This is a genomic window from Paenibacillus sp. FSL R5-0636 (assembly GCF_037974255.1).
Classification (GTDB): Bacteria; Bacillota; Bacilli; order Paenibacillales; family Paenibacillaceae; genus Paenibacillus_AQ; species Paenibacillus_AQ odorifer.
Map to the genome: position 1 here is coordinate 53,771 of NZ_CP150232.1, position 20,976 is coordinate 74,746.

The following is a 20,976-nucleotide window of genomic DNA, read 5'->3' on the forward strand; positions in this document are numbered from 1 at the left end:
CCTGTTTAGTAAGAGAGGTGCGCCTGTTGTTACAAGGTCTTATAGAAGCTTTTTCCAAGGATCCCGATTTCCAGTCTATCACCCATGGTGTTGCTGCAGGTATGAAAGAGCAGCTCATTTCGGGGCTTACAGGTTCTGCTAGACAGATTATGCTTGCAGCATTACATGAAGAGACAACTCGTCCCTTACTTGTAGTGACTCATAATATGTTTTCGGCCCAGAAGATGGCCGATGATTTGCAGGAAGCGCTTTCTCCTGACCGGGTTCTGCTCTATCCCGCCAATGAACTAGTGGCTGCAGAAGCGGCTGTATCAAGCCCAGAGACACTGGCTCAGCGTATAGATGTGCTGACCAAATGTGCTCAGGGCTTCCGTGGTATTGTTGTAGTTCCTTACTCAGGAGTGCGTAGATTGCTGCCAGCCCCAGAGGTTATGGCAGAGGCACAAGTCACCGTTTCCCAAGATGGAACGCTTGCTCTGGATGAATTTTTGATGTCCATGATTGAAATGGGCTATGAAAGAGTAGAGCGGGTTGAAAATCGTGGTGAACTGAGCGTACGGGGTGGAATAATTGATTTTTATCCAATGACATCTCCTTTGGCTTATCGGGTTGAGTTATTTGACGATGAGGTTGATTCCATAAGAACTTTTGATCCAGTGGATCAGCGTTCTATTGATAAGGTACGTAGTGTGAAGATTACACCGGCTAAAGAGATTATAGCTAGTAGATTGCGCCAGGAATCTGCTTCTGCTGAAGCCTCAGCTATGATGGAGCGACAGTTGGAGAAGATGGCGGATCGCCAGGCGAAGCTCAGGCTGCGGGAAGAAATTGGCCGTGAGCTGGAAATGCTGCGGGAAGGTACTTATTTCCCGGAGATCTATAAATATATCAGTCTTTTATATCCTGAACGCTCTCATTTATTTGATTACATGGCCCAGGATACCATTCTTATTCTAGATGAGCCGACAAGACTGCTCGAAACGGCGAGACAGCTTGAACGGGATGAATCGGAATGGAACCTGCATTTGCTGCAAAACGGCAAATCTTTACCGGATCTAGATCTCTCTGTCGATACGGATGTTGTTATGTATCAGCGCCCGTTCCAAAGTCTGTTTATGTCAATCTTTTTACGTCAGGTTCCGCATATTCAGCCTCAGAACATTCTTGGATTTATCAGTCGTGGAATGCAGGATTTCCATGGCCAGATGAATGTGCTGAAATCGGAGATGGAGCGTTGGCAGAAGTCCGGTGTTAAGGTAATGATGCTTGCGAGCAGTGAGGAACGGATTGAACGAGTGCGCAGAGTTCTTTATGATTACGGCATTAACGAGCCGATGATTGTACAAGGAAATCTGGGTTCTGGTTTTGAGCTGCCCTCTATTCATCTAGCAGTTATAACTGAGGGGGAAATGTTCTCTCAGAAGCAGCGGAAGGCACGGAAGATTTCCAAAGGAATAGATAATGCTGAACGGATCAAGAGTTACACAGAGCTGAAAATCGGTGATTATGTCGTCCACCAGAACCATGGTATCGGAAAATATATGGGAATCGGCACGCTTGAGGTCAGCGGTATTCACCGTGATTACATGCATATTCTGTATGCTGGCGGCGATAAGCTCTCAGTTCCGATTGAGCAGATTGACCTGATTCAGAAATATGTCGGTTCCGAAGATAAAGAGCCGAAAGTATATAAGCTAGGCGGCAATGAATGGACACGAGTCACCAATAAGGTTCGTTCCTCCGTTCAGAATATTGCTGATGATTTGATAAAACTATATGCTGAGCGCCAAAGTGCCGCAGGATATGGTTTTGAAAAGGATACACAGGAACAGCATGAATTTGAAGAAATGTTCCCTTACGAAGAGACCCGAGATCAGCTTCGGGCTATCGAAGAGATTAAGAAGGATATGGAACAAAACCGGCCAATGGACCGATTGCTTTGCGGTGATGTTGGATATGGTAAGACTGAAGTGGCTATTCGGGCGGCTTTTAAATCAGCGATTGAAGGTAAACAGGTGGCGGTGCTAGTCCCGACAACGATTTTGGCTCAACAGCATTATGAGACCTTCCGGGAACGTTTCGCTAATTACCCGCTTAATATTCAGGTCTTAAGTCGTTTCCGCAGCCGTAAAGAGCAGAACGAGACGATTAAAGGCGTTAGGGCAGGAACTGTCGACGTAGTTATCGGTACACATCGTCTGTTATCTCAGGACCTTGTATTCAAGGATCTGGGGCTATTAATTGTGGATGAAGAACAGCGTTTCGGCGTAACTCATAAAGAAAAGCTGAAAAAGCTGAAAACGAATGTAGACGTTCTTACGCTGACTGCAACTCCAATTCCTCGTACGCTACATATGTCGATGCTCGGAGTGCGGGATCTGTCTGTCATTGAGACCCCGCCAGAGAACAGATTCCCTGTACAGACGTATGTAGTGGAGCATAGCCAGACCCTTACGCGGGAAGCTGTAGAGCGGGAATTAGCCCGCGGTGGTCAAGTCTATTATCTCTATAATCGTGTGCAGGGCATTCAAGAAATGGCTGCTCAAATCTCTATGCTTGTTCCTGAGGCTAGAGTTGGCATCGGACATGGTCAAATGTCGGAATCTGAGCTGGAGAAGACCATTCTCGATTTCCTTGACGGAGAATACGATGTGCTCGTCAGCACAAGTATTATTGAGACGGGCGTAGATATTCCGAACGTTAATACACTTATTGTGCATGATGCGGATAAAATGGGCTTGTCTCAGCTCTATCAGCTGCGTGGACGTGTAGGCCGGTCCAATCGGATCGCTTACGCTTATTTCACGTATCAACGGGACAAGGTTCTGACAGAGGTTGCAGAGAAACGTCTGCAGTCTATTAAGGAATTTACGGAGCTGGGCTCTGGTTTCAAAATAGCGATGCGAGATCTGTCTATTCGCGGTGCGGGTAACTTGCTGGGTGCAGAGCAGCATGGCTTTATCGCATCCGTGGGGTTTGATCTGTACTCACAAATGCTGGCGGAGGAAATTCGTAAGCGTAAGGTTACTGTGCTTGGGGAGGAAGATACATCCCTGAAAGAAGGCAATACAGTCATTGATTTGTCGATTGACGCGTATCTGCCGTCAGAGTATATTTACGACAGTATCCAAAAAATTGAAATTTATAAAAAAGTGGCGGCAGTAACCTCCTTCGATGATGCTTCCGAGCTTGAAGATGAGCTCTTGGATCGGTTCGGTGAGTTACCTGAAGCCGTGGTGAATCTACTATCGGTCGCTCGTTTGAAAGTGTATGGAAAAATGTATGGCATTGATTCCATGATTAGACGCGGAGATGATGTTACCTTGAATTTCTATGAGGGAAGTCTCGGCGCTTTAGACACAGCGAAACTCGCCAAAGTTGGAAATAGCTTCGAAAGACGTGTACAATTTGATAGGGATGCGAAAGCCAGTATCCGGGTCAAATCGAAAGATTTAAGTGATAAACAGCTGCTTGACTTGCTTGAACAGTTTCTTAAGGAAGCTAAACAGTCTTTTAAATCGAAGGGAGAACTACACAATGTCGTTAAATAAAACAAAATCATGGAAAGTGCTGCTCGTTTCATTGGCAGCGGCAGTTTCCTTTTCTATGCTAGCAGCATGTGGAAATAGTGCTGATGATAATCAAGCTGTAGCCACTTATAAAGGTGGAACGATTACACAAAAGGAATTCGCAATGGATCAAAAAATCATGAAATTCCTATCTCCACAACAAGCGCAATATTTAGAGATTGATGCGTTTAAGGAGTCCATTCTGAAGCAAGAAGTGGGCTTTGAATATTTGGCTTCCCAAGCAACGGATGAAGCGAAAAAGCAAGCGGAGAAAGAAGCCGATACTCAAATTGCAAGCATTAAGGAACAATTGGGCGATACCTATAAGAAGACACTGAAAGATGCTGACGTTACAGAGAAAGATATTCGTACTTATATGGAGCGTGTGCTGACAGTTTATCAGGATATGCTGCTTAAAGTGACTGATGATCAAGTTGTCAAAGAATTCGAAGCGACTAAAGGCGACTTTACGGTTGCCACACTGCGTCATGTGCTAATTGGTCTGACAGATGCAGACAACAAAGAGCGTACCAGCGAAGAAGCGCTTAAAATAGCGAAAGAAGTTAAGGCGAAGCTGGATGGCGGTGCTGATTTCGCAGCCATCGCTAAGGAATATTCTGACGATACTGGCTCTAAAGAGGCAGGCGGAGAATATAAAGATAAAGCTGTAGGCACTTATGTGGATGAGTTTAAGAAGGCTGCTCAGACCTTGCCTCTAAATACCATCAGTGATCCTGTAGAAACTTCTTACGGTTACCACATCATCAAGGTGGAGTCCCGTACAGACAAGACTTTTGACCAGTTAACGGATGAGCAAAAAGAAGGCATTAAGAGCTCAATTGTATCCAAGAACCTAGAAACGTTCATGGAAAAGGATCTGGAAGGCATTATTGAGAACATCAATCTGCCAAAAAGCTCTGCTGCCGCAGATGAAACCGGAACAAATAGTGGAACAGAAGCCACTACAGCTCCAAGCGCATCACCAAGTGCTACAGATGCCGCTGAATAAACATCGGTAAATATGGACAAGCTTACCTTAGAAAAGCCATCTTCACTTAAAGTGAAGATGGCTTTTTATTTCGCAGAAACGGCTGTAGAACTACCTTTATCTTGATGCAGATATTAATACATGTCAGCTTATGTATAAGGATCTGGGAAGAGATGAATACTATGGTCAGATATTACGATAAATCACTGGGATTATCCTTTCCCATAATGGACAGTAGTAAGACCATACTTCTTAAGAAAGCGGGGCACATGTGAAATGAAAGCTACTGGAATTGTTCGCCGTATTGATGACCTCGGACGCGTGGTTATTCCCAAAGAAATTAGACGTACTCTTCGTATTAGAGAAGGAGACCCACTGGAAATATTCGTCGATCGGGACGGTGAAGTCATTCTCAAGAAATATTCTCCGATTGGTGAGTTGGGTGACTTTGCAAAAGAGTACGCGGAGTCATTGTTCGAAGGTACTGGGCACATTACGATGATTGCTGATCGTGACACCTTCATTGCCCTTGCAGGCGGCTCCAAAAAAGATTATTTGGAGAAACAGGTGGGAGTGCTGTTGGAGAAAGTCATGGACAGCCGTAAGACTGTGTTAGAAACCAATGAAGGCAGTTATGAAATCGCTAAAGATCATCCGGATTTGGTGTCCTCATATGTAGCCTCACCGATCATTTCCGGTGGAGATCCTATTGGTTGTGTAGTGATGGTGAGCAAGGATGATTCGGCGAAGATGGCGCAAATGGAAATAAAAATGGCCGAAACGGCTGCCGCTTTCCTGGGCAAACAAATGGAGCAGTAATCTTAATTTAGACCCCGGTTTCCTTTTGGTAAGATATACAAAGGGCAAACGGGGTTTTGTCGTTTACACAAACCGTTTCTACTTGTGGGCATACATAAGTTATAATATAGAAATTCATCCCATCAAAGTTGTAGAAGCAGGTATTATATGAAATCCAGTACACAAACATCACGATTGCTGCAAGGCGCATTTATCCTTAGTGCCGCGGCCATTATCTCAAAGCTTATTGGCACACTCCAAAAAATTCCGCTGCAAAATCTAGGCGGAGATGCTGTATTTGGTATATACAACACAGTGTATCCCTTGTATACGATGCTGTTAACAGTAGCTATGCTAGGTCTGCCTGCGGCGATCTCCAAATTTGTCGCCGAAGCTTCGGCTGGGAGACGCGATGAAGAAGGCCGCCGGATTCTACTATTATCCGCGCTAATTACAGGCATCAGCGGCTTGATTATCGGCGCCATCACCTATGCAGGTGCACCCATCATTGCCGAATGGGTAGGTAACTCACATGTAATGCCTGCCTTGCGGACAAGCGCCTGGGGTTTGGCAGTTGTCCCTGTCATGTCGGCCATACGCGGGTATTTTCAGGGGCTGCATAATATGGTTCCTACTGCCGTGTCACAGATTGTAGAGCAGTCTGTACGGGTTACAGTGATGATTGTTCTTCTTTTATATCTCACTTCGCAGGGAGCAGGAGCTGAGAGCATCGCTGCTGGCGCGCTGCTTGGTTCTGCCGGAGGGGGAGCCGCAGGGCTTGTAATTATGCTGCTGTACTTGAGACGTCACCGCCGGAGGGTAAAACAGGAAGCTGCTGCTGAAGTAGCTGCTGCTGTCGAAAGTCAGCGTGTAAGAGCGCTGGATGCAGGACATGGACTAGGTTCCAAGCAAGGGTTCATGGGCATTAAAGCAGGTGCACTGCTGGCTTATGGAATTCCCGTAATGCTAGGTGCACTGGCTATGCCTCTTATCGGTCTTGTAGATGTATTCACTGTGCCTCGACTGCTGTCGTCTGACGGAAGTGAAGTAGCTGCGATGGCCCAGTTTGGTGTGTACAATCGGGGTTTGCCACTTGTGCAGATTATAACGATGATTGCCACCTCACTGTCTGTTGTGTTCATTCCCGCTTTGGCGGAAGCGAAGTACAAGGGAGATATGAAGCTGATTGAGACCCGCTGCAGCTTGTCGCTGCGTTGGTTCTGGCTGTTAGGTCTAGCGGCCTCAGCGGGCCTTGCAGTGCTTGCTGAGCCGATTAATATGGCTCTTTACGGCGATACCGCTGGCAGCAGCACAATGACTTGGCTGGCTTTTACCGCTGTGGGCGGTACAGTCAGCATCATCTCTGCTGCGCTCCTGCAGGGCCTCGGCTACGTGCGCGCCCCGGCCCTGCACCTTTTGGCCGCCGCGCTGCTCAAGGCGGCCCTGAACCTGCTGCTGGTTCCGCAGCAGGGCATTACCGGCGCGGCCATCGCTGGCGTGGCTGCGCATTCGTTCGCAGCAGCGCTTAACGTGCTGCTGCTGTACCGCCAGGGCCATCTGCGGCTTCGCCTCGCAGATGCCCTGGCACGGCCCGCGCTGCTCACAGCGGGCCTGGCTCTTGCCGCCGCAGCTGCCAGCTGGGGCACTGGCGCCGCGGCTACGGCCGCTGGCATCGGCGACGGACGCACCGCCAGCTTGGCGCAGAGCCTGCTTGGGGTGCTCGCAGGCTGCGTTATCTTTGCCGTAGGCGCGGTGGTGCTGCGGCTGCTCAGCGAAAGCGAACTTCGCCAGCTTCCGGGCATCGGCCCGTCTCTGGCGGACAAGTTCAAAAAGCTGCGGTTATTTCCATAATTAACTCGCTTAAAAGGAGGAACAGATATGAGTGCAACATTAACAGTTGTTGGTCTCGGGTCAGGTAATCCCGATCGCCTGACACTAGGAATTATAAAAAAACTGAAGGCAGCATCCGTTGTATACGTTCGTACCCAAGAGCATCCAGTCATGGCTGCTCTCACCGAGCTTGAAATCGCCACGCAATCCTTTGATGGACTGTATGAAACATTATCTTCGTTTCCTGAGGTCTATGCGGCAATTACTTCAAAATTGATTGAAGAGGCTCGCTCTGCCGCAGACGGTACAGATATTGTCTATGCGGTTCCGGGGCATCCCATGGTTGCAGAGTCAGCTGTTTCACAGCTGCGTCAGCGTTGCCCGGAAGAAGGAATAGAACTGCAAATATTAGGCGGGGAGAGTTTTCTGGACGAGGCGTTTGTACGACTGGGGTTTGACCCTATTGAAGGGTTCCAGTTATTAGATGCTTCAGGCATTCGCAGCGCTCAGCTTCAACCTGAATTGCATACTCTGATTGGCCAGGTTTATGACAGCTTTACAGCTTCGGAGACAAAGTTATGTCTGATGGAGCTGTATCCGCCGGAATATGAAGTGGTGGTGGGTCATGCCCTTGGCGTGGAGAACGAAGAAAGCATTGTGACTGTTCCTCTATACGAATTGGACCGGCTTGAGGGTTATGGCAATTTGTCTCTGGTCTATGTACCTGCGAATCGTGATGAGAAGCTAAGAAGTCGTACTTTCGCTCGCTTGCATGAGATTGTCGATATTTTGCGCAGTCCGGACGGTTGTCCGTGGGATCGGGAGCAGACTCATGAATCTTTACGTAAAAATCTAATCGAAGAAACCTATGAAGTGCTTGAGACGATTGATGAGGATGACCCAGACCATATGAAAGAGGAGCTGGGCGACCTTTTGCTGCAGATCATGCTGCACTCCCAAATGGAAGAGGAGCTAGGCACGTTTAACGTATTTGACGTCATAGAAGGACTGAATGATAAGCTTATCTTCCGCCATCCTCATGTATTTGGTGACAAGAATGCGAATGACGCTGAAGAAGCTCTGATCAATTGGGAGGGCATGAAGGCAGAGGAGAAGCGGCGGAAAGGCGTAAAGCCCGAGGAACTATCCGTACTCAGTGGAGTTCCGCGTGATTTGCCTGCTCTTATGAAGGCGTACAAGCTTCAGAAAAAAGCATCCAAGGTGGGCTTTGATTGGGACAACGCTACGGATTGCTTAGCTAAGGTTCGTGAAGAAATAGAAGAGCTGCAAGAAGCCATCGATACTGACGCAGCCGCGGAGGATCAAATCCTGGAGCTGGGCGATCTATTATTTGCTGTTACCAATGTTGCCCGATTTATTGGTGCAGATCCGGAAGAAGCTTTAACCCGGACCAACCGCAAATTTGTGCGTCGGTTTCAGTATATCGAGCAAAGTTTGCGAGCCAAGGGTGTGAGTGTAGAGGATAGCAGCTTGGAAGAGATGGAAGAGTTGTGGCAGGAGGCAAAGACTGAGGAACGAAAAGTATAGTGATTTTCTCAGACTATGTACGGTATACGGACCTTAAGATGAGGCAATGCTGTGAAAGTAGCATTCATCTCTGATTTAGATTATGGCGAGTAGTTTAATAGTGCTATAGAATAGATTCTGCGACGATTTCTGAGAAATAACTGTTTCTTTTTTTAAAAAACGACGATTCGTGGCAGGATTTTAAGATGACATCAAGAATATCATAAAGACGAAATGACGACTTGCCCCATAATATGGCGGTGAATCTCGTTTCATTTATTTTTTCGTATCCTAGGAGGAACTTTAAATTATGAACAAGACAGATTTGGTAAACAACATTTCCGAGAAAAACGGATTGGCAAAAAAAGATGTAGAAGCAGTATTGAACGGATTCTTGGGTGAGATCACAGAAGCTTTGGCAAAAGGCGATAAAGTCCAACTGATCGGTTTCGGTACATTCGAAACTCGCAAACGTGCAGGACGTACTGGTCGCAACCCGCAAACGGGCACAACGATTGAAATTCCAGAATCAACTGTACCGGCATTCAAAGCTGGTAACAAGCTTAAAGAAGCCGTTAACTAATGCGTCTTGACAAATTCCTGAAAGTGTCCCGATTAATCAAGCGCCGGACAGTGGCCAAGGATGTGTCCGAACAAGGCCGGGTGCTGATTAACGGGCGGGAATCTAAACCAAGTAGCGCAGTTAAGATCGGTGACGAGATTACTGTGCAATTTGGACAAAAGCTTGTAACGGTCAAAGTCGAAAAGCTAGTCGAAACGACGCGCAAGGACGAAGCCGCTGGTATGTATACTCTACTTCGGGAAGAGTCTGTTGCCAAAAGCAGCGGATTGGACTGGTAGGAGTAACATAATGAATAGTAAAAAAGAAGGTGCAACTTTACATATTGTAGAGTTGCACCTTCTTTTTTTCTTTTTGTCTCTCTTATTTTAGTGGATTGGAATGTTCTATAACTTCTTCTACTGCCATAGATTAGAGGTAAGAAGGAGGGGTACATGCTATGATCGAGCCAGGAAAGGTAAATAAACAGCATGATCTGCACATGCGCAGTCGTAAACAGCTAGAGTTGACGGGCGTGCAAAATGTGGAGAGCTTTGATAGCGAGGAATTTTTGCTTCGTACAGAACTCGGCCATCTCACCATTCGCGGGAATCATTTACATATCAAAAATTTAAGTCTGGAGAATGGACTGTTGTCCTTGGAGGGCAATGTACATTCCCTGATTTATCTAGATCCCGGATCGCAGGGCAAAAATAAAGGTCTACTCGGTAAGCTATTTAAATGAATCCTGCAGTTCAGTGGCTGACGCTGTTCTACATGATATTGGCCGGGGTGACAATGGGACTGGCCTATGACAGCTACCGGGTGCTGTCGCTCAAGTTCAATTTTCCCAAATGGCTGAATGCCATGCTTGACCTGCTGTATTGGCTTTGTGCTGCTTTGTTTGTTTTTAGAATGCTCTATGCCGGAAATCAGGGGCAATTGCGATTTTATGTCTTTTTAGGTTTATTTCTAGGAATATGGATCTATTTTTTGATCTTCAGTGTTACGGTGCGGCGTTTTGTGTTAATGTTAATTCAATCGGTTCAGTATATGTGCAGATTGCTATGGAGACTTATGGAGATTATGATAGGTAAACCTCTTCGCTGGTTTTGGCGCCTTATTATAGGGTTGCTAGTGCTGCTAGGTCGTATTCTATTATTCATCCTTAAGCTTCTGCTGCGTCTAACGAAGCCAATTTGGGTATTACCTGTAAGGTGGATTTCTCCATGGTTATCACGGCTTAAGCATAGCGCCTGGATCGTGAAGATCACTGGATGGATTACCAAATGGCGGAAACGCTGACCTTTGAATTAGGGGGTACGCTGCATGAACAGATTCACTGCGGAAGAGAAAAGTAATCCTAGCAAAAATTCGGCCGCAGGCGCGAAGAGAAGAAGATTCATGTGGATTCTCTTTGTGGCAGTATTTTTTGGCTGGGCGGGTTATACTTACTTCAATCAAAGTGCAGTTATTGCGGACAAGGGCGAGCAACTCGCCAAGAAACAAAAGACTAGCGAGAGTGTCACGTCATCTTTGAATCAACTGAAATATGAAGTGTCCAGACTTAATGATGATGAGTATATTGGCCAATTAGCGCGTAAATGGTACAATATCTATCCTCAAGGGGAAACTCCTATTCGAACAGAGCAATCAGAGCAATAATACTGGCTAAAAGAGGCTTTTACTCTGTTGCCTTGCTTTGCTCTTTACTGTATAATCAAATCACCGCAGACAGGATGACCTTAATATTCGTCTGTATATTTTTAAGGGAGGATCATTTTATTCTATGGCAATTGAAGTGGGCACCAAGTTAGAAGGCAAAGTGACAGGCATCACGCATTTCGGAGCATTTGTGGATCTGTCAGGAGGTGTCACAGGTCTCGTTCACATCTCGGAAATCGCCGATAATTACGTCAAGGATGTTAACGATCATCTGAAGATTAGTGATGTAGTAACCGTCAAGGTGATCAACGTCGATAAGGACGGCAAGATCGGACTTTCCATTAAGCAGGCTGTTGACAAGCCAGCATCGGAAGTACGTCCGCCTAGAGCTCCAAGACCAGAACGTCCTAGCGGCGGAGACCGTTTCGGCGGCGGTGGCGGCAGTGGTGGAGGCGGCGGTGGATTCAATCGTGAACGGGGTGGGCGTCCATTTAAGCCTGCAGCCGGTAAACCTTCATTCGAGGATAAAATGTCGCGATTCCTGAAAGACAGCGAAGAACGGATATCTTCGATTAAGAAGAACACAGAAGGAAAGCGCGGAGGCCGTGGAGCCAAACGCGTATAATCCAATACCTGTACATCATAAATAACCGCAAGGGCATTTCGCCCTTGCGGTTTTTTTGTCGTGTCATATAAACTTGCCGACAGCATCCATGTCATTTTCACATAACTCTAGGGCAATCGCTGGCGAATGACCGCCAGGCTTGCGCCTAAAACTGCACTGGAATCAAGCTTGAGGAGAAGCAAACTACTGCGCCGCAAGGGATCGCTCTATTTTTTTAGGAATAATGAACAAAGGCTTTTTTGTCGGAAATTTCTTATGACTGTCCCTCCATTTCTGACAAACTTTCTCAAATGACCCGCTATATAATGAGAACCATAAATTCTTAAACGGGTGGTGTAGGGAAATGAGTAAAAGCAATGTGGTGAATTTGCCAGAGTGGACAAGAGTGGGAAGCGAAGATAAGAAGCAGAGACAAGCCTTAGGCACGCGTATTATAGCTTGGGGTCAGAAGCAGCGTTATATTCAGCTTATAACAGCGAAGAAGTGGATGCTTCTGTTAAGTTTTATGGGGTTTCTGCTAGGTAGAGCTATGATCCTGGACGAGCTGTCCCCTTTTGCTGTCGCATATTTTGCCGTCATTGTGTTTATGCGTCGAGACTCTATTTTACCTGTAGCGGGTGCTATTATAGCTGGAAGTCTCTTCACTCCGTTTCCGGGTGCCTTGGTTACTACGGCTGAACTGATTATCTTCTTTCTTGTTTATAGAGGGCTTGAAAGTTTCGAACGAATAGATTTGTCCTATGCACCCCTTATGGTATTCGTATCCTCGTTTATGGTTGGCCTGTTCAAGATTGTTCTCGGACCTTCTCTTTCCTGGTACCCCTTTATGATGACAACTCTGGATGCTTTACTTGGGTTTGTACTTACTCTTGTGTTCATTCAGGCACTTCCTCTACTAACTTACAAACAAAAGAGCAGATCGCTGAGGAACGAGGAGGTTTTATGCCTTATTATTCTGTTAGCCTCCGTAATGACAGGCCTTGTGGGATGGACCCTTAATGGTTTGTCATTAGAGCATATATTGTCTCGTTATTTAATTCTGCTCTTTGCCATGGCAGGGGGCGCTCCCCTCGGTGCAGCTGTTGGGGTGGTGACGGGGTTGATCCTTAGTCTGGCCGATATCAGTGCTATCTATCAGATGAGTCTGCTTGCTTTTTCCGGAATGCTAGCGGGAATGATGCAAGGTGGGCGAAAGGGTGCGGTATCTATTGGCATGCTGCTAGGATCAACGATCCTTTCCGTCTATTTTACGGGTCCGGGTGATATGATGGCCTCAACATGGGAGACCTGCGCAGCAGTAGTGCTGTTTCTAATAACACCTAAGGCGATGATATCAGCGATTGCAAAATATGTACCGGGCACGTCAGATCATAGCCGATCTCAACATGAATATGCCCGCAGGGTCAGGGATCTGACTGCAGAACGGGTCACTCAATTCTCACAGGTATTCCAACAGCTCTCCAGTAGCTTTGGTCAGATTCCACGTGCCGGAGAAGTGGGCAAATCGGATCGTGAAATGGAAGATTTTATGAATACGGTCACAGAAGGAGCCTGCGCTGGCTGCATTCGCCGTACTCACTGCTGGGATGCGAAATTCTATCAGACATATAGATACATGACAGATATGATGACAACTGTTGAGGAATGCCCTGATATTACGGCTGCTCAGCTGCCACCGGAATGGAGCCGTATTTGTGGCAAAACCGGTGAAGTGCTTGAGGTCATGAAGGGACAATATGATCTCTACCAACATGATATGCGGTGGAAAAGACAAATATACGATAGTCGGCAATTTGTTGCCGAGCAGCTGTCCGGCGTGTCACAGGTTATGGAAGACTTGGCCAAGGAAATTAAGCGTGAGGGGCAGGCCATGTATCGGCAGGAAGCGCAAATCCGCGAGGCTCTTGAGAAATTGGGACTGTCTATTCATGGCATTGAAATTTTAAGTCTGGACCCCGGACGCGTAGAAATAGAAGTAGTGCACGCTTATAATCGCGGTTTTGATGAATGCCGTAAAATGATCGCCCCACTCCTCTCCGACATTCTGGATGAGAATATTGCTGTCATGAGTGAGACGGCGGTTCATCCCCGGGAAGGACTCTCGATGGTTACCTTTGGTTCAGCCAAAGCCTTTGAGGTAAATACGGGTGTGGCAGTTGTTTCTAAAGGTGGAGATATGCTATCTGGCGATAGCTTCAGCACCGTAGAGCTTGGAAATGGCACCTTTGCAGTTTCCATCAGTGATGGAATGGGGAATGGTGAACGGGCAAGGATGGAGAGCAGTGCCGCACTCGGCATGTTAGAAAAGCTGCTGCAATCCGGAATGGATGAGAAGCTGGCTGTAAAGTCGGTCAACTCAATTCTTTTATTACGCTCCCCTGATGAATTCTATGCTACTGTCGACATGGCTTTAATCGATCAATATTCTGCGCAGACAACGTTTATGAAGATTGCTTCAGCACCAAGCTTCATCCGGAGGGGGAGTGAGGTCATTCCAATAACCTCTAGTAATCTGCCGATAGGAATCATTAAAGATATTGATGTGGATTTAATCAGTATGCAGCTTCGCCCCGGCGATATTTTAATTATGATGACCGATGGTATTTATGATGCGCCTGGATATGCCGTTAATAAGGAGATATGGATGAAACGGATGATCCAAGAGCTTGAGGGTGATGATCCTCAAGATTTAGCGGACAGCCTGTTGGAGAAAGTGATCCGTTACCAGGGCAATGAGATCCTTGATGACATGACTATTGTCGTCAGCCGTCTTGATCATTTCCATCCGGAATGGTCCAGCTTGCATATGCCGGGCATCGGCCGTATGGAGCGCCCGCGTACGGTAAGTTAGTTATTTTAGGTTTAGGTTTAGGTTTAGTAGGTTTTAATGTTGGGTACGCGCGAAGCGTCGTACTGCTTGTATAGTTTAAGGCACGCGTAAGATATCGTGCTGCTTGGGAGGCACGCGCGAAGCGTCGTGTTGCTTGTAAGCTTGTAGCACGCGTAAGGTGTCGTGCTGAATATAGGTTTAAGCACGCGCGAAGCCGTCGTGCTGATGGAGGTATTCGAGGCGAGTCCGTGATGTGTAACTCGCCGGCCTCTACTATTCTCGTTTCAATGGTCGGCTGACTTGGGACGGAATCTGTAGATCTAAACTGTTTACTAGTAAAGGTATGGAACGGAGAGAAAGTTTGGAGCTGTAGAAGCGGAGCGTTCGCCTTTGTCCTCGGATTCCAACCGCGAGAGGCGGTTCTAATCAAGGAATCTGAGGACAACAGCGATCGAAAGCCCAAACATTTCTCGTAGTTCCCCTATTCACTAACCCCCTCTGTTTTGATCTAGACTCCTCACTTAACATCGACCGTTTGAAATCTCTCATTTCTGGATATGCTAGAAACAGAGGTTCAAACAAAGGGGGAGTTGAGGGTTATGAAGCAAATTATGCTCATTACTGACGGTTGTTCGAATGTAGGAGAAAGTCCGGTGTTGGCAGCGGCGCATGCCCTGCAGGAGGGAATCACCGTAAATGTGGTCGGTGTAGTTGATTATGGTACGATCGGTGAAATCGGCAGCCGGGAGATTGCCGACATTGCCAAGGCCGGGGGAGGCCTTAGCCGAATAGTCGGAACACCACAACTGGCGCAGACGATTCAGATGATGACACGCAAGACCGTGGTTCAGACGATCCAGCAGGCGGTTAATAAAGAGGTAAAAAAGATACTAGGCGACGGCTCACTGGATCAGCTGCCTCCTGTTCAACGTTCACAGGTTGTTACAGTTGTAGATGAACTGACAGAAACAACGCCGCTGCGCATTGCACTTCTTATCGATGCCAGTGCCAGTATGAAGCCTAAACTGGGTGCTGTGGAAGATGCAATCCGCGATTTGGCACTCAGTTTAGAAGCACGGGAAGGCAAGAGTGAGATCGCTGTGTTTCATTTTCCCGGAAATAACAGCAGTGAAGATGCCAAGCTTGATCTAGATTGGACGCATGACATGTCAGGTATTCGTACGCTATTCTCTAAATTACACATGAGAGGCGCAACACCGACTGGCCCAGCTATTTTCAAGGTGCTTGAACATTATCGTTATGATACACTGGATGAACATCGTGGACGCCGACTAAGCGATGACCACGACGAAAGAGAAGGGATGATTGGTGGGTATGTCGTCTAATCCGTCCTATCCTACTGGTACCTTAATTAACGGCAAATGGCGGGGTAACCGTTATGTCGTTGAGCGGATGCTGGGAAGGGGCGCGAACGGAACCGTATATCTTGTGCAAAGAGAAGGCAGACGGGAAAGGTACGCGCTAAAAATCGGATACGATACACTTGAACTTCAATCGGAGATCAATGTGCTGACCTCGCTGCAATCGCGACGAAAGCGGAATGAACATCGGGCTCGTCGTGAGAATCCATTGTCTTCTTATTTTTTGGAAGCGGATGATTTTGCGAATGGGGATAATATCCCCTTCTATGTGATGAGGTATGTTGAAGGCAAACCGCTGCATCATTTTTTATCGAAAAACGGTCCCGATTGGTTAGGCCTGGTAGGTCTTGGTCTGCTTGAAAAGCTGCGCACACTGCATGAATGTGGATTTGTGTTCGGTGATTTGAAGCCCGAGAACGTCATGGTATCGAAATACGGTGAAGTGGAACTGATCGACTTTGGGGGCACAAGCCCTATTGGTCGTAGTGTGAAGCAGTTTACCGAATGGCATGATCGTGGTTTCTGGAATGCGGGCAGTCGAATCAGCGATGAGGGTTACGATCTTTTCGCATTTGCTGTGCTGTGTCTTCGTTTGCTCAATGAAGAAGGGCTCAAAAAGGCAGCCTTACAGCTGCCGCAGACGAGAAGTGTGGACGAATTATTTAAGCTGGCTAGAAATTTACCCAATAAGAAACTATCCTCCTGGATTTGTATGGCGTTAAAAGGGGGGTTCTCAGGCTCTGCGGATGCTACTGAGGTCTGGCGAAACCATATTTATAACTCGCGCAGAAAGCGCCCGGATAGTATGGACACCCCCCGGTGGTTAAAAAATGCATTCGCATTGTCTTTGTTTTTGCTCGCCTTTACGATTTATTGGGTATTCCGTTTTTGAACTCATACATATAGTTGGAGAGAGAGGGGGGCGCATGTGGAGCAAATGAATGGACTGGTGGAGTCTGTATTGGAGTCAGCAGCCGAGCATGAGCTGTGGGCGCCCCATGACACCATTGTAGTCGCAGTTTCCGGCGGCCCGGATTCTGTGGCTCTTTTGCATGTTTTACATGAAATATCTTTAAAATTTATTCCGCTTACCTTAATATGTGCTCATGTGAATCATGGATTTAGACCGGAGTCGAAGGAAGAGGCAGAGCTCGTACGTGGTATGGCTGAAGAACTGGGACTGCCCTTTGAGTTTGCGGAATTCGATATTCCCTCCTTGGCTAAAGAGAGTGGACTTGGTCCTGAGGGTACTGCACGTGAGAAGCGGTACGAATTTCTGATTGATACGGCACACCGATATGGGGCGCGTTCTGTTGCTCTGGCTCATCATGCTGATGATCAGGCAGAAACTGTAATTATGCGTCTATTACGCGGAAGTGGCTTATCTGGACTGTCGGGTATCAAGTGGAAAAGAACAGAAAAAAAGGTGGAACTCATTCGCCCATTCCTACGTATTAACAAAACAGCACTTTTAGGGTTATGCCAAAATGAAGGTTTCACTTATGCTGAGGATGCCACCAATCTGCTGACGAAATACAAGCGGAATGCCATTCGTTTGGAAGTTCTTCCTTTTCTGGAAAAGTATAATGGCAGAGTGAAGCAATCCCTCGTACAGCTTGCGGAAATTGCGGGAGCTGAAGATGAGTATATGGAGACGTCTGCGGCAAAATGCTTTGAAGAGCTAGTTTCGGAAGGGGATGGGAAATACACCTTTAACAGAGCTTCATTTGCTGCCATACCCTCCGCTTTACAACGGCGTTTGATTAAACTAATATTAAATTATCTGTCGGCGGATTTATCTGCCCTTGATTTCCCCAAGATCGAAACTGTACGTCGGGGAACGCTGCAGAGCTATCCCACCACCTGGAGCTTGGATTTGGGTGGAGGCCTGACTTGTGTGCGGCAATATGATAGTATCTTGTTCTCGTCCAAGCCCACGACGCCACAGGCAAGCTATACATATCGTCTGTTTTTACCGGACTCTAAGCTTAAATTGGAGGAAATAGGTAAGGTGATGTCGATGGCGGTACTGGAGAGAGAAAACTTTTTTGTACAGGGGGAGGATTATGGGAAGATGTCGGCTTGGTTTGACCGTGATGAACTGGTCTTTCCACTGACGATACGATCCCGATTGCCTGGAGATACCATAAGGATCATGGGATTAAACGGAAGCAAAAAGGTAAAAGATATTTATATTGATGATAAAATACCTGCTTCCGAACGGTCATTGATTCCCCTCGTTTGTGATGGTTTGGGCAATATCGTCTGGATTCCGGGCGTAAGACGCTCGATGCATGCCGCAGTAGGGCGGCACACGACCTCCGTACTTCTATTGTCTCTGGCAGAGCTGGATGACCGCGAAGAAACGTAATGGTCGAAGTAAGTCTTTCATAGTATAACTTAGGAGGTTTCGCAAGTTGCAAAACGATATTCAAGAAGTATTGATCACCGAAGAGGAACTTCAGCAGAAAATTAAGGAGCTCGGTCGAACACTGAGCGAAGAATACGCAGGTCGTACCCCTTTAGTCATTTGTGTACTAAAAGGTGCGTTTATATTTATGGCAGATTTGGTTAAAGCCATTACAGTACCTGTTGAGATGGATTTCATGGCAGTGTCCAGCTATGGAGCATCCACCAAGTCCTCTGGAGTAGTCAAAATTATTAAGGATTTGGATGTATCGGTAGAAGGCCGCGATATCTTGATCGTTGAAGATATTATTGACAGTGGTCTTACACTCAGCTATTTAATTGAGTTGCTCCGCAACCGGAATGCTGCTACTATCTCTGTGGTTACCTTGTTTGATAAACCATCAGGCCGCACTGTTAATCTTGAAGCCAGCTACACAGGCTTCGTGTTACCTGACGAATTTGTAGTAGGCTACGGATTGGATTATGCCGAGCGGTATCGGAACCTCCCATATGTTGGAGTACTGAAACCTGAGATTTATTCCAATTGAACTAAGGACTGCCTCGATCATACGGATCGGATACCCACAACTTCCTTTATTTGAGGTGTCCCAAGAGGCTATGGTACAATAACTTGAGTGTTGTGAGAGGAGGTAGGGGATGAATCGGTTCATCCGGAATTCTGGTTTTTATTTGATTTTATTTTTAGTCGTGGTGGGTATTGTCCAGTTTGTGAGCAATGGAAATGAAGCCGCCGATTTCCCTAGATACGACGAGTTACGGCAGGAGATCAAGAACAACAATGTGAAGGATTTGACGGTTCAGTTTGAGGGTAATGCCTTTCTGGTCACAGGCGAGTATAGAGAGCTGCCTGCCGATACTAAATCGAAAAGCTTCTCCACATATATTCCTCCTACAGATGCCGCTATCAATGAACTGATTCAAGCCAGTGATGTTAATGGGATTGAATTAACTCAGAAGAAAATGGAAGGTACCAGCATTTGGCTGACATTCCTTTCTTCAATTATCCCACTGGTAATTATGTTCATCTTGTTCTTCTTCCTGTTTAATCAGGCGCAAGGTGGCGGCGGTAAAGTCATGAATTTCGGCAAGAGCAAGGCTCGGTTATATAATGAAGAGAAGAAGAAAATCAGCTTTGAGGATGTTGCAGGGGCGGACGAAGAGAAGCAAGAGCTTGTCGAAGTCGTTGAGTTCCTGAAAGATCCACGCAAATTTGCAGCTGTCGGCGCACGTATTCCTAAGGGCGTATTGCTTGTAGGTCCTCCGGGAACAGGTAAAACATTGCTTGCCCGTGCGGTAGCAGGTGAAGCTGGCGTTCCTTTCTTTAGTATTTCCGGTTCTGACTTTGTGGAAATGTTCGTGGGTGTCGGTGCTTCTCGGGTACGTGATTTGTTCGAGAATGCTAAGAAGAATGCTCCATGTATTATCTTCATTGATGAAATTGATGCTGTGGGTCGTCAGCGTGGTGCCGGTCTTGGTGGCGGACATGACGAGCGTGAGCAGACGCTTAACCAATTGCTGGTTGAGATGGATGGATTCGGTGGTAACGAAGGCATTATTATTGTAGCGGCGACTAACCGCGCTGATATACTTGATCCGGCATTGCTTCGTCCAGGACGTTTTGACCGTCAAATTACGGTTGACCGTCCTGATGTGAAAGGCCGTGAAGCTGTACTTAAGGTGCACGCTCGTAACAAACCGCTTACGAAAGATGTAAGACTGGATGTTGTTGCTAAACGCACAACCGGATTCACAGGTGCTGATTTGGAGAATCTGCTGAATGAGGCAGCTTTGCTAGCTGCACGCCGTAACCGTAAAGATATTTCCATGATTGAAGTGGATGAAGCTATTGACCGTGTTATCGTAGGTACTGAGAAACGCAGCCGTGTGATCAGTGACCGCGAGAAACGTATTGTAGCTTATCATGAAGCAGGCCATACTATTGCTGGTTACTTCCTTGAGCACGCCGATATGGTGCATAAAGTTACTATTATCCCACGCGGACGTGCAGGCGGATACGTTATTATGCTTCCGAAGGAAGATCGGATGATCGTTACCAAGCAGGAGCTTTTAGATAAGGTTACTGGATTACTTGGTGGACGTGTTGCCGAAGAATTGTTTATTGGTGAGATCGGTACGGGTGCATACAGTGACTTCCAACAGGCTACGCGCATCGTGCGTGCCATGATTATGGAGTACGGTATGAGCGATAAGCTTGGACCTATGCAGTTCGGATCTTCTCAAGGTCAAGTATTCTTAGGTCGTGATATTGGGCATGAACAGAATTACAGTGACTCCATTGCTTATGAGATTGATCAGGAAATGCAGAACTTTATTACTTCGAGTTACGAACGTTGTAAAGATCTGTTGATCAAACACTCCAAAGAAATGCACTTGATTGCCAATACATTACTTGAGAAAGAAACACTTGAGCTTGATCAGATCACACAACTGATTGAACAAGGATTCCTTTCCGAGGATGGTAAACCAGAGGGTGGCGAAGGTGTTGCCCATGAAGTTGGCGAGCCTGTCATCGACAATATCGGTGATGTGCGAGTTCGCATTCAAGGCAAGCCTGAGGACGAACAGTCCACACTTCCTGACTTATCAAAGGATATCCCGAATAACCCTGATTCTGAGGGTAATGACGGTTCCGATGATGACAACAAAGGTGGGGGCACTAGCCTTACCTAATTGGGTCCACCATTCATATGATGTAAATTTATCCGGAGAACGTAACTGTTCTCCGGATTTTTTATTTTAATTTTTAAGGGAT

17 protein-coding genes are annotated in these 20,976 nt (G+C 46.7%); all 17 read left to right on the forward strand.

Translation table 11 applies throughout. The annotated features are described in order from the left end of the window. Positions 1 to 26: 26 nt before the first annotated feature. Positions 27 to 3,551: a transcription-repair coupling factor gene (gene mfd / locus MKX34_RS00260; RefSeq protein WP_038568019.1), complete on the forward strand. Its 3,525-nt coding sequence runs from the start codon at positions 27 to 29 to the stop codon at positions 3,549 to 3,551. Beyond that, positions 3,538 to 4,578, forward strand: coding sequence for a peptidylprolyl isomerase (locus MKX34_RS00265; RefSeq protein ID WP_076147592.1), 1,041 nt, complete (start codon positions 3,538 to 3,540; stop codon positions 4,576 to 4,578). The genes mfd and MKX34_RS00265 overlap by 14 nt, the downstream gene beginning before the upstream one ends. 255 nt (positions 4,579 to 4,833) lie before the next feature. Next, positions 4,834 to 5,376, forward strand: a complete 543-nt coding sequence (spoVT, locus tag MKX34_RS00270; protein ID WP_036678783.1) for a stage V sporulation protein T — start codon at positions 4,834 to 4,836, stop codon at positions 5,374 to 5,376. Positions 5,377 to 5,523: 147 nt separating this feature from the next. Continuing rightward, positions 5,524 to 7,206 (forward strand): polysaccharide biosynthesis protein, encoded by a 1,683-nt coding sequence (locus tag MKX34_RS00275; protein ID WP_076296961.1) that lies wholly within the window; start codon positions 5,524 to 5,526, stop codon positions 7,204 to 7,206. Positions 7,207 to 7,233: 27 nt separating this feature from the next. Beyond that, entirely contained in the window at positions 7,234 to 8,733 is a 1,500-nt protein-coding gene (gene mazG, locus MKX34_RS00280; RefSeq protein ID WP_076099916.1) for a nucleoside triphosphate pyrophosphohydrolase, read from the forward strand. 289 nt (positions 8,734 to 9,022) lie between these two features. Next, positions 9,023 to 9,295, forward strand: coding sequence for an HU family DNA-binding protein (locus MKX34_RS00285; protein WP_036678778.1), 273 nt, complete (start codon positions 9,023 to 9,025; stop codon positions 9,293 to 9,295). Continuing rightward, complete coding sequence (locus MKX34_RS00290; protein WP_076296960.1) at positions 9,295 to 9,573, forward strand: RNA-binding S4 domain-containing protein; 279 nt, start codon at positions 9,295 to 9,297, stop codon at positions 9,571 to 9,573. Before MKX34_RS00285 ends, MKX34_RS00290 begins: the two co-directional genes overlap by 1 nt. A gap of 158 nt (positions 9,574 to 9,731) precedes the next feature. After that, the gene (yabP, locus tag MKX34_RS00295) at positions 9,732 to 10,016 is read left to right on the forward strand and encodes a sporulation protein YabP (protein ID WP_036678773.1); all 285 of its coding nucleotides are present in this window, start codon (positions 9,732 to 9,734) and stop codon (positions 10,014 to 10,016) included. Further along, complete coding sequence (gene yabQ, locus MKX34_RS00300; RefSeq protein ID WP_076296959.1) at positions 10,013 to 10,576, forward strand: spore cortex biosynthesis protein YabQ; 564 nt, start codon at positions 10,013 to 10,015, stop codon at positions 10,574 to 10,576. Before yabP ends, yabQ begins: the two co-directional genes overlap by 4 nt. A 24-nt stretch (positions 10,577 to 10,600) precedes the next feature. Beyond that, positions 10,601 to 10,936, forward strand: coding sequence for a septum formation initiator family protein (locus MKX34_RS00305; protein WP_036678769.1), 336 nt, complete (start codon positions 10,601 to 10,603; stop codon positions 10,934 to 10,936). Positions 10,937 to 11,060: 124 nt separating this feature from the next. Beyond that, on the forward strand, positions 11,061 to 11,561 hold the full coding sequence (locus MKX34_RS00310; RefSeq protein ID WP_036678766.1) for a S1 domain-containing RNA-binding protein: 501 nt from the start codon (positions 11,061 to 11,063) through the stop codon (positions 11,559 to 11,561). A 343-nt stretch (positions 11,562 to 11,904) separates the two neighbouring features. Then, the gene (spoIIE, locus tag MKX34_RS00315; protein WP_036678764.1) at positions 11,905 to 14,412 is read left to right on the forward strand and encodes a stage II sporulation protein E; all 2,508 of its coding nucleotides are present in this window, start codon (positions 11,905 to 11,907) and stop codon (positions 14,410 to 14,412) included. A 578-nt stretch (positions 14,413 to 14,990) separates the two neighbouring features. Next, positions 14,991 to 15,737, forward strand: coding sequence for a VWA domain-containing protein (locus tag MKX34_RS00320; protein ID WP_038568031.1), 747 nt, complete (start codon positions 14,991 to 14,993; stop codon positions 15,735 to 15,737). After that, complete coding sequence (locus MKX34_RS00325) at positions 15,721 to 16,665, forward strand: serine/threonine protein kinase (protein WP_094902328.1); 945 nt, start codon at positions 15,721 to 15,723, stop codon at positions 16,663 to 16,665. The genes MKX34_RS00320 and MKX34_RS00325 overlap by 17 nt, the downstream gene beginning before the upstream one ends. A gap of 45 nt (positions 16,666 to 16,710) precedes the next feature. Continuing rightward, a complete protein-coding gene (gene tilS / locus MKX34_RS00330) occupies positions 16,711 to 18,144 on the forward strand; it encodes a tRNA lysidine(34) synthetase TilS (protein ID WP_076296965.1) in 1,434 nt (477 codons plus the stop codon). Positions 18,145 to 18,190: 46 nt separating this feature from the next. Then, positions 18,191 to 18,730, forward strand: a complete 540-nt coding sequence (hpt, locus tag MKX34_RS00335; protein ID WP_036678757.1) for a hypoxanthine phosphoribosyltransferase — start codon at positions 18,191 to 18,193, stop codon at positions 18,728 to 18,730. Between the two features lie 109 nt (positions 18,731 to 18,839). Continuing rightward, positions 18,840 to 20,894 (forward strand): ATP-dependent zinc metalloprotease FtsH, encoded by a 2,055-nt coding sequence (ftsH, locus tag MKX34_RS00340; RefSeq protein ID WP_038568034.1) that lies wholly within the window; start codon positions 18,840 to 18,842, stop codon positions 20,892 to 20,894. Positions 20,895 to 20,976 lie beyond the last annotated feature (82 nt).

What these genes read in the sequence shown, in the direction of transcription:
- MKX34_RS00265 (WP_076147592.1), top strand. Translation starts at nt 3,538, where the DNA reads ATGTCGTTAAATAAAACAAAATCATGGAAAGTGCTGCTCGTTTCATTG.
- spoVT (WP_036678783.1), top strand. Translation starts at nt 4,834, where the DNA reads ATGAAAGCTACTGGAATTGTTCGCCGTATTGATGACCTCGGACGCGTG.
- MKX34_RS00275 (WP_076296961.1), top strand. Translation starts at nt 5,524, where the DNA reads ATGAAATCCAGTACACAAACATCACGATTGCTGCAAGGCGCATTTATC.
- mazG (WP_076099916.1), top strand. Translation starts at nt 7,234, where the DNA reads ATGAGTGCAACATTAACAGTTGTTGGTCTCGGGTCAGGTAATCCCGAT.
- MKX34_RS00285 (WP_036678778.1), top strand. Translation starts at nt 9,023, where the DNA reads ATGAACAAGACAGATTTGGTAAACAACATTTCCGAGAAAAACGGATTG.
- MKX34_RS00290 (WP_076296960.1), top strand. Translation starts at nt 9,295, where the DNA reads ATGCGTCTTGACAAATTCCTGAAAGTGTCCCGATTAATCAAGCGCCGG.
- yabP (WP_036678773.1), top strand. Translation starts at nt 9,732, where the DNA reads ATGATCGAGCCAGGAAAGGTAAATAAACAGCATGATCTGCACATGCGC.
- yabQ (WP_076296959.1), top strand. Translation starts at nt 10,013, where the DNA reads ATGAATCCTGCAGTTCAGTGGCTGACGCTGTTCTACATGATATTGGCC.
- MKX34_RS00305 (WP_036678769.1), top strand. Translation starts at nt 10,601, where the DNA reads ATGAACAGATTCACTGCGGAAGAGAAAAGTAATCCTAGCAAAAATTCG.
- MKX34_RS00310 (WP_036678766.1), top strand. Translation starts at nt 11,061, where the DNA reads ATGGCAATTGAAGTGGGCACCAAGTTAGAAGGCAAAGTGACAGGCATC.
- spoIIE (WP_036678764.1), top strand. Translation starts at nt 11,905, where the DNA reads ATGAGTAAAAGCAATGTGGTGAATTTGCCAGAGTGGACAAGAGTGGGA.
- MKX34_RS00320 (WP_038568031.1), top strand. Translation starts at nt 14,991, where the DNA reads ATGAAGCAAATTATGCTCATTACTGACGGTTGTTCGAATGTAGGAGAA.
- tilS (WP_076296965.1), top strand. Translation starts at nt 16,711, where the DNA reads ATGAATGGACTGGTGGAGTCTGTATTGGAGTCAGCAGCCGAGCATGAG.
- ftsH (WP_038568034.1), top strand. Translation starts at nt 18,840, where the DNA reads ATGAATCGGTTCATCCGGAATTCTGGTTTTTATTTGATTTTATTTTTA.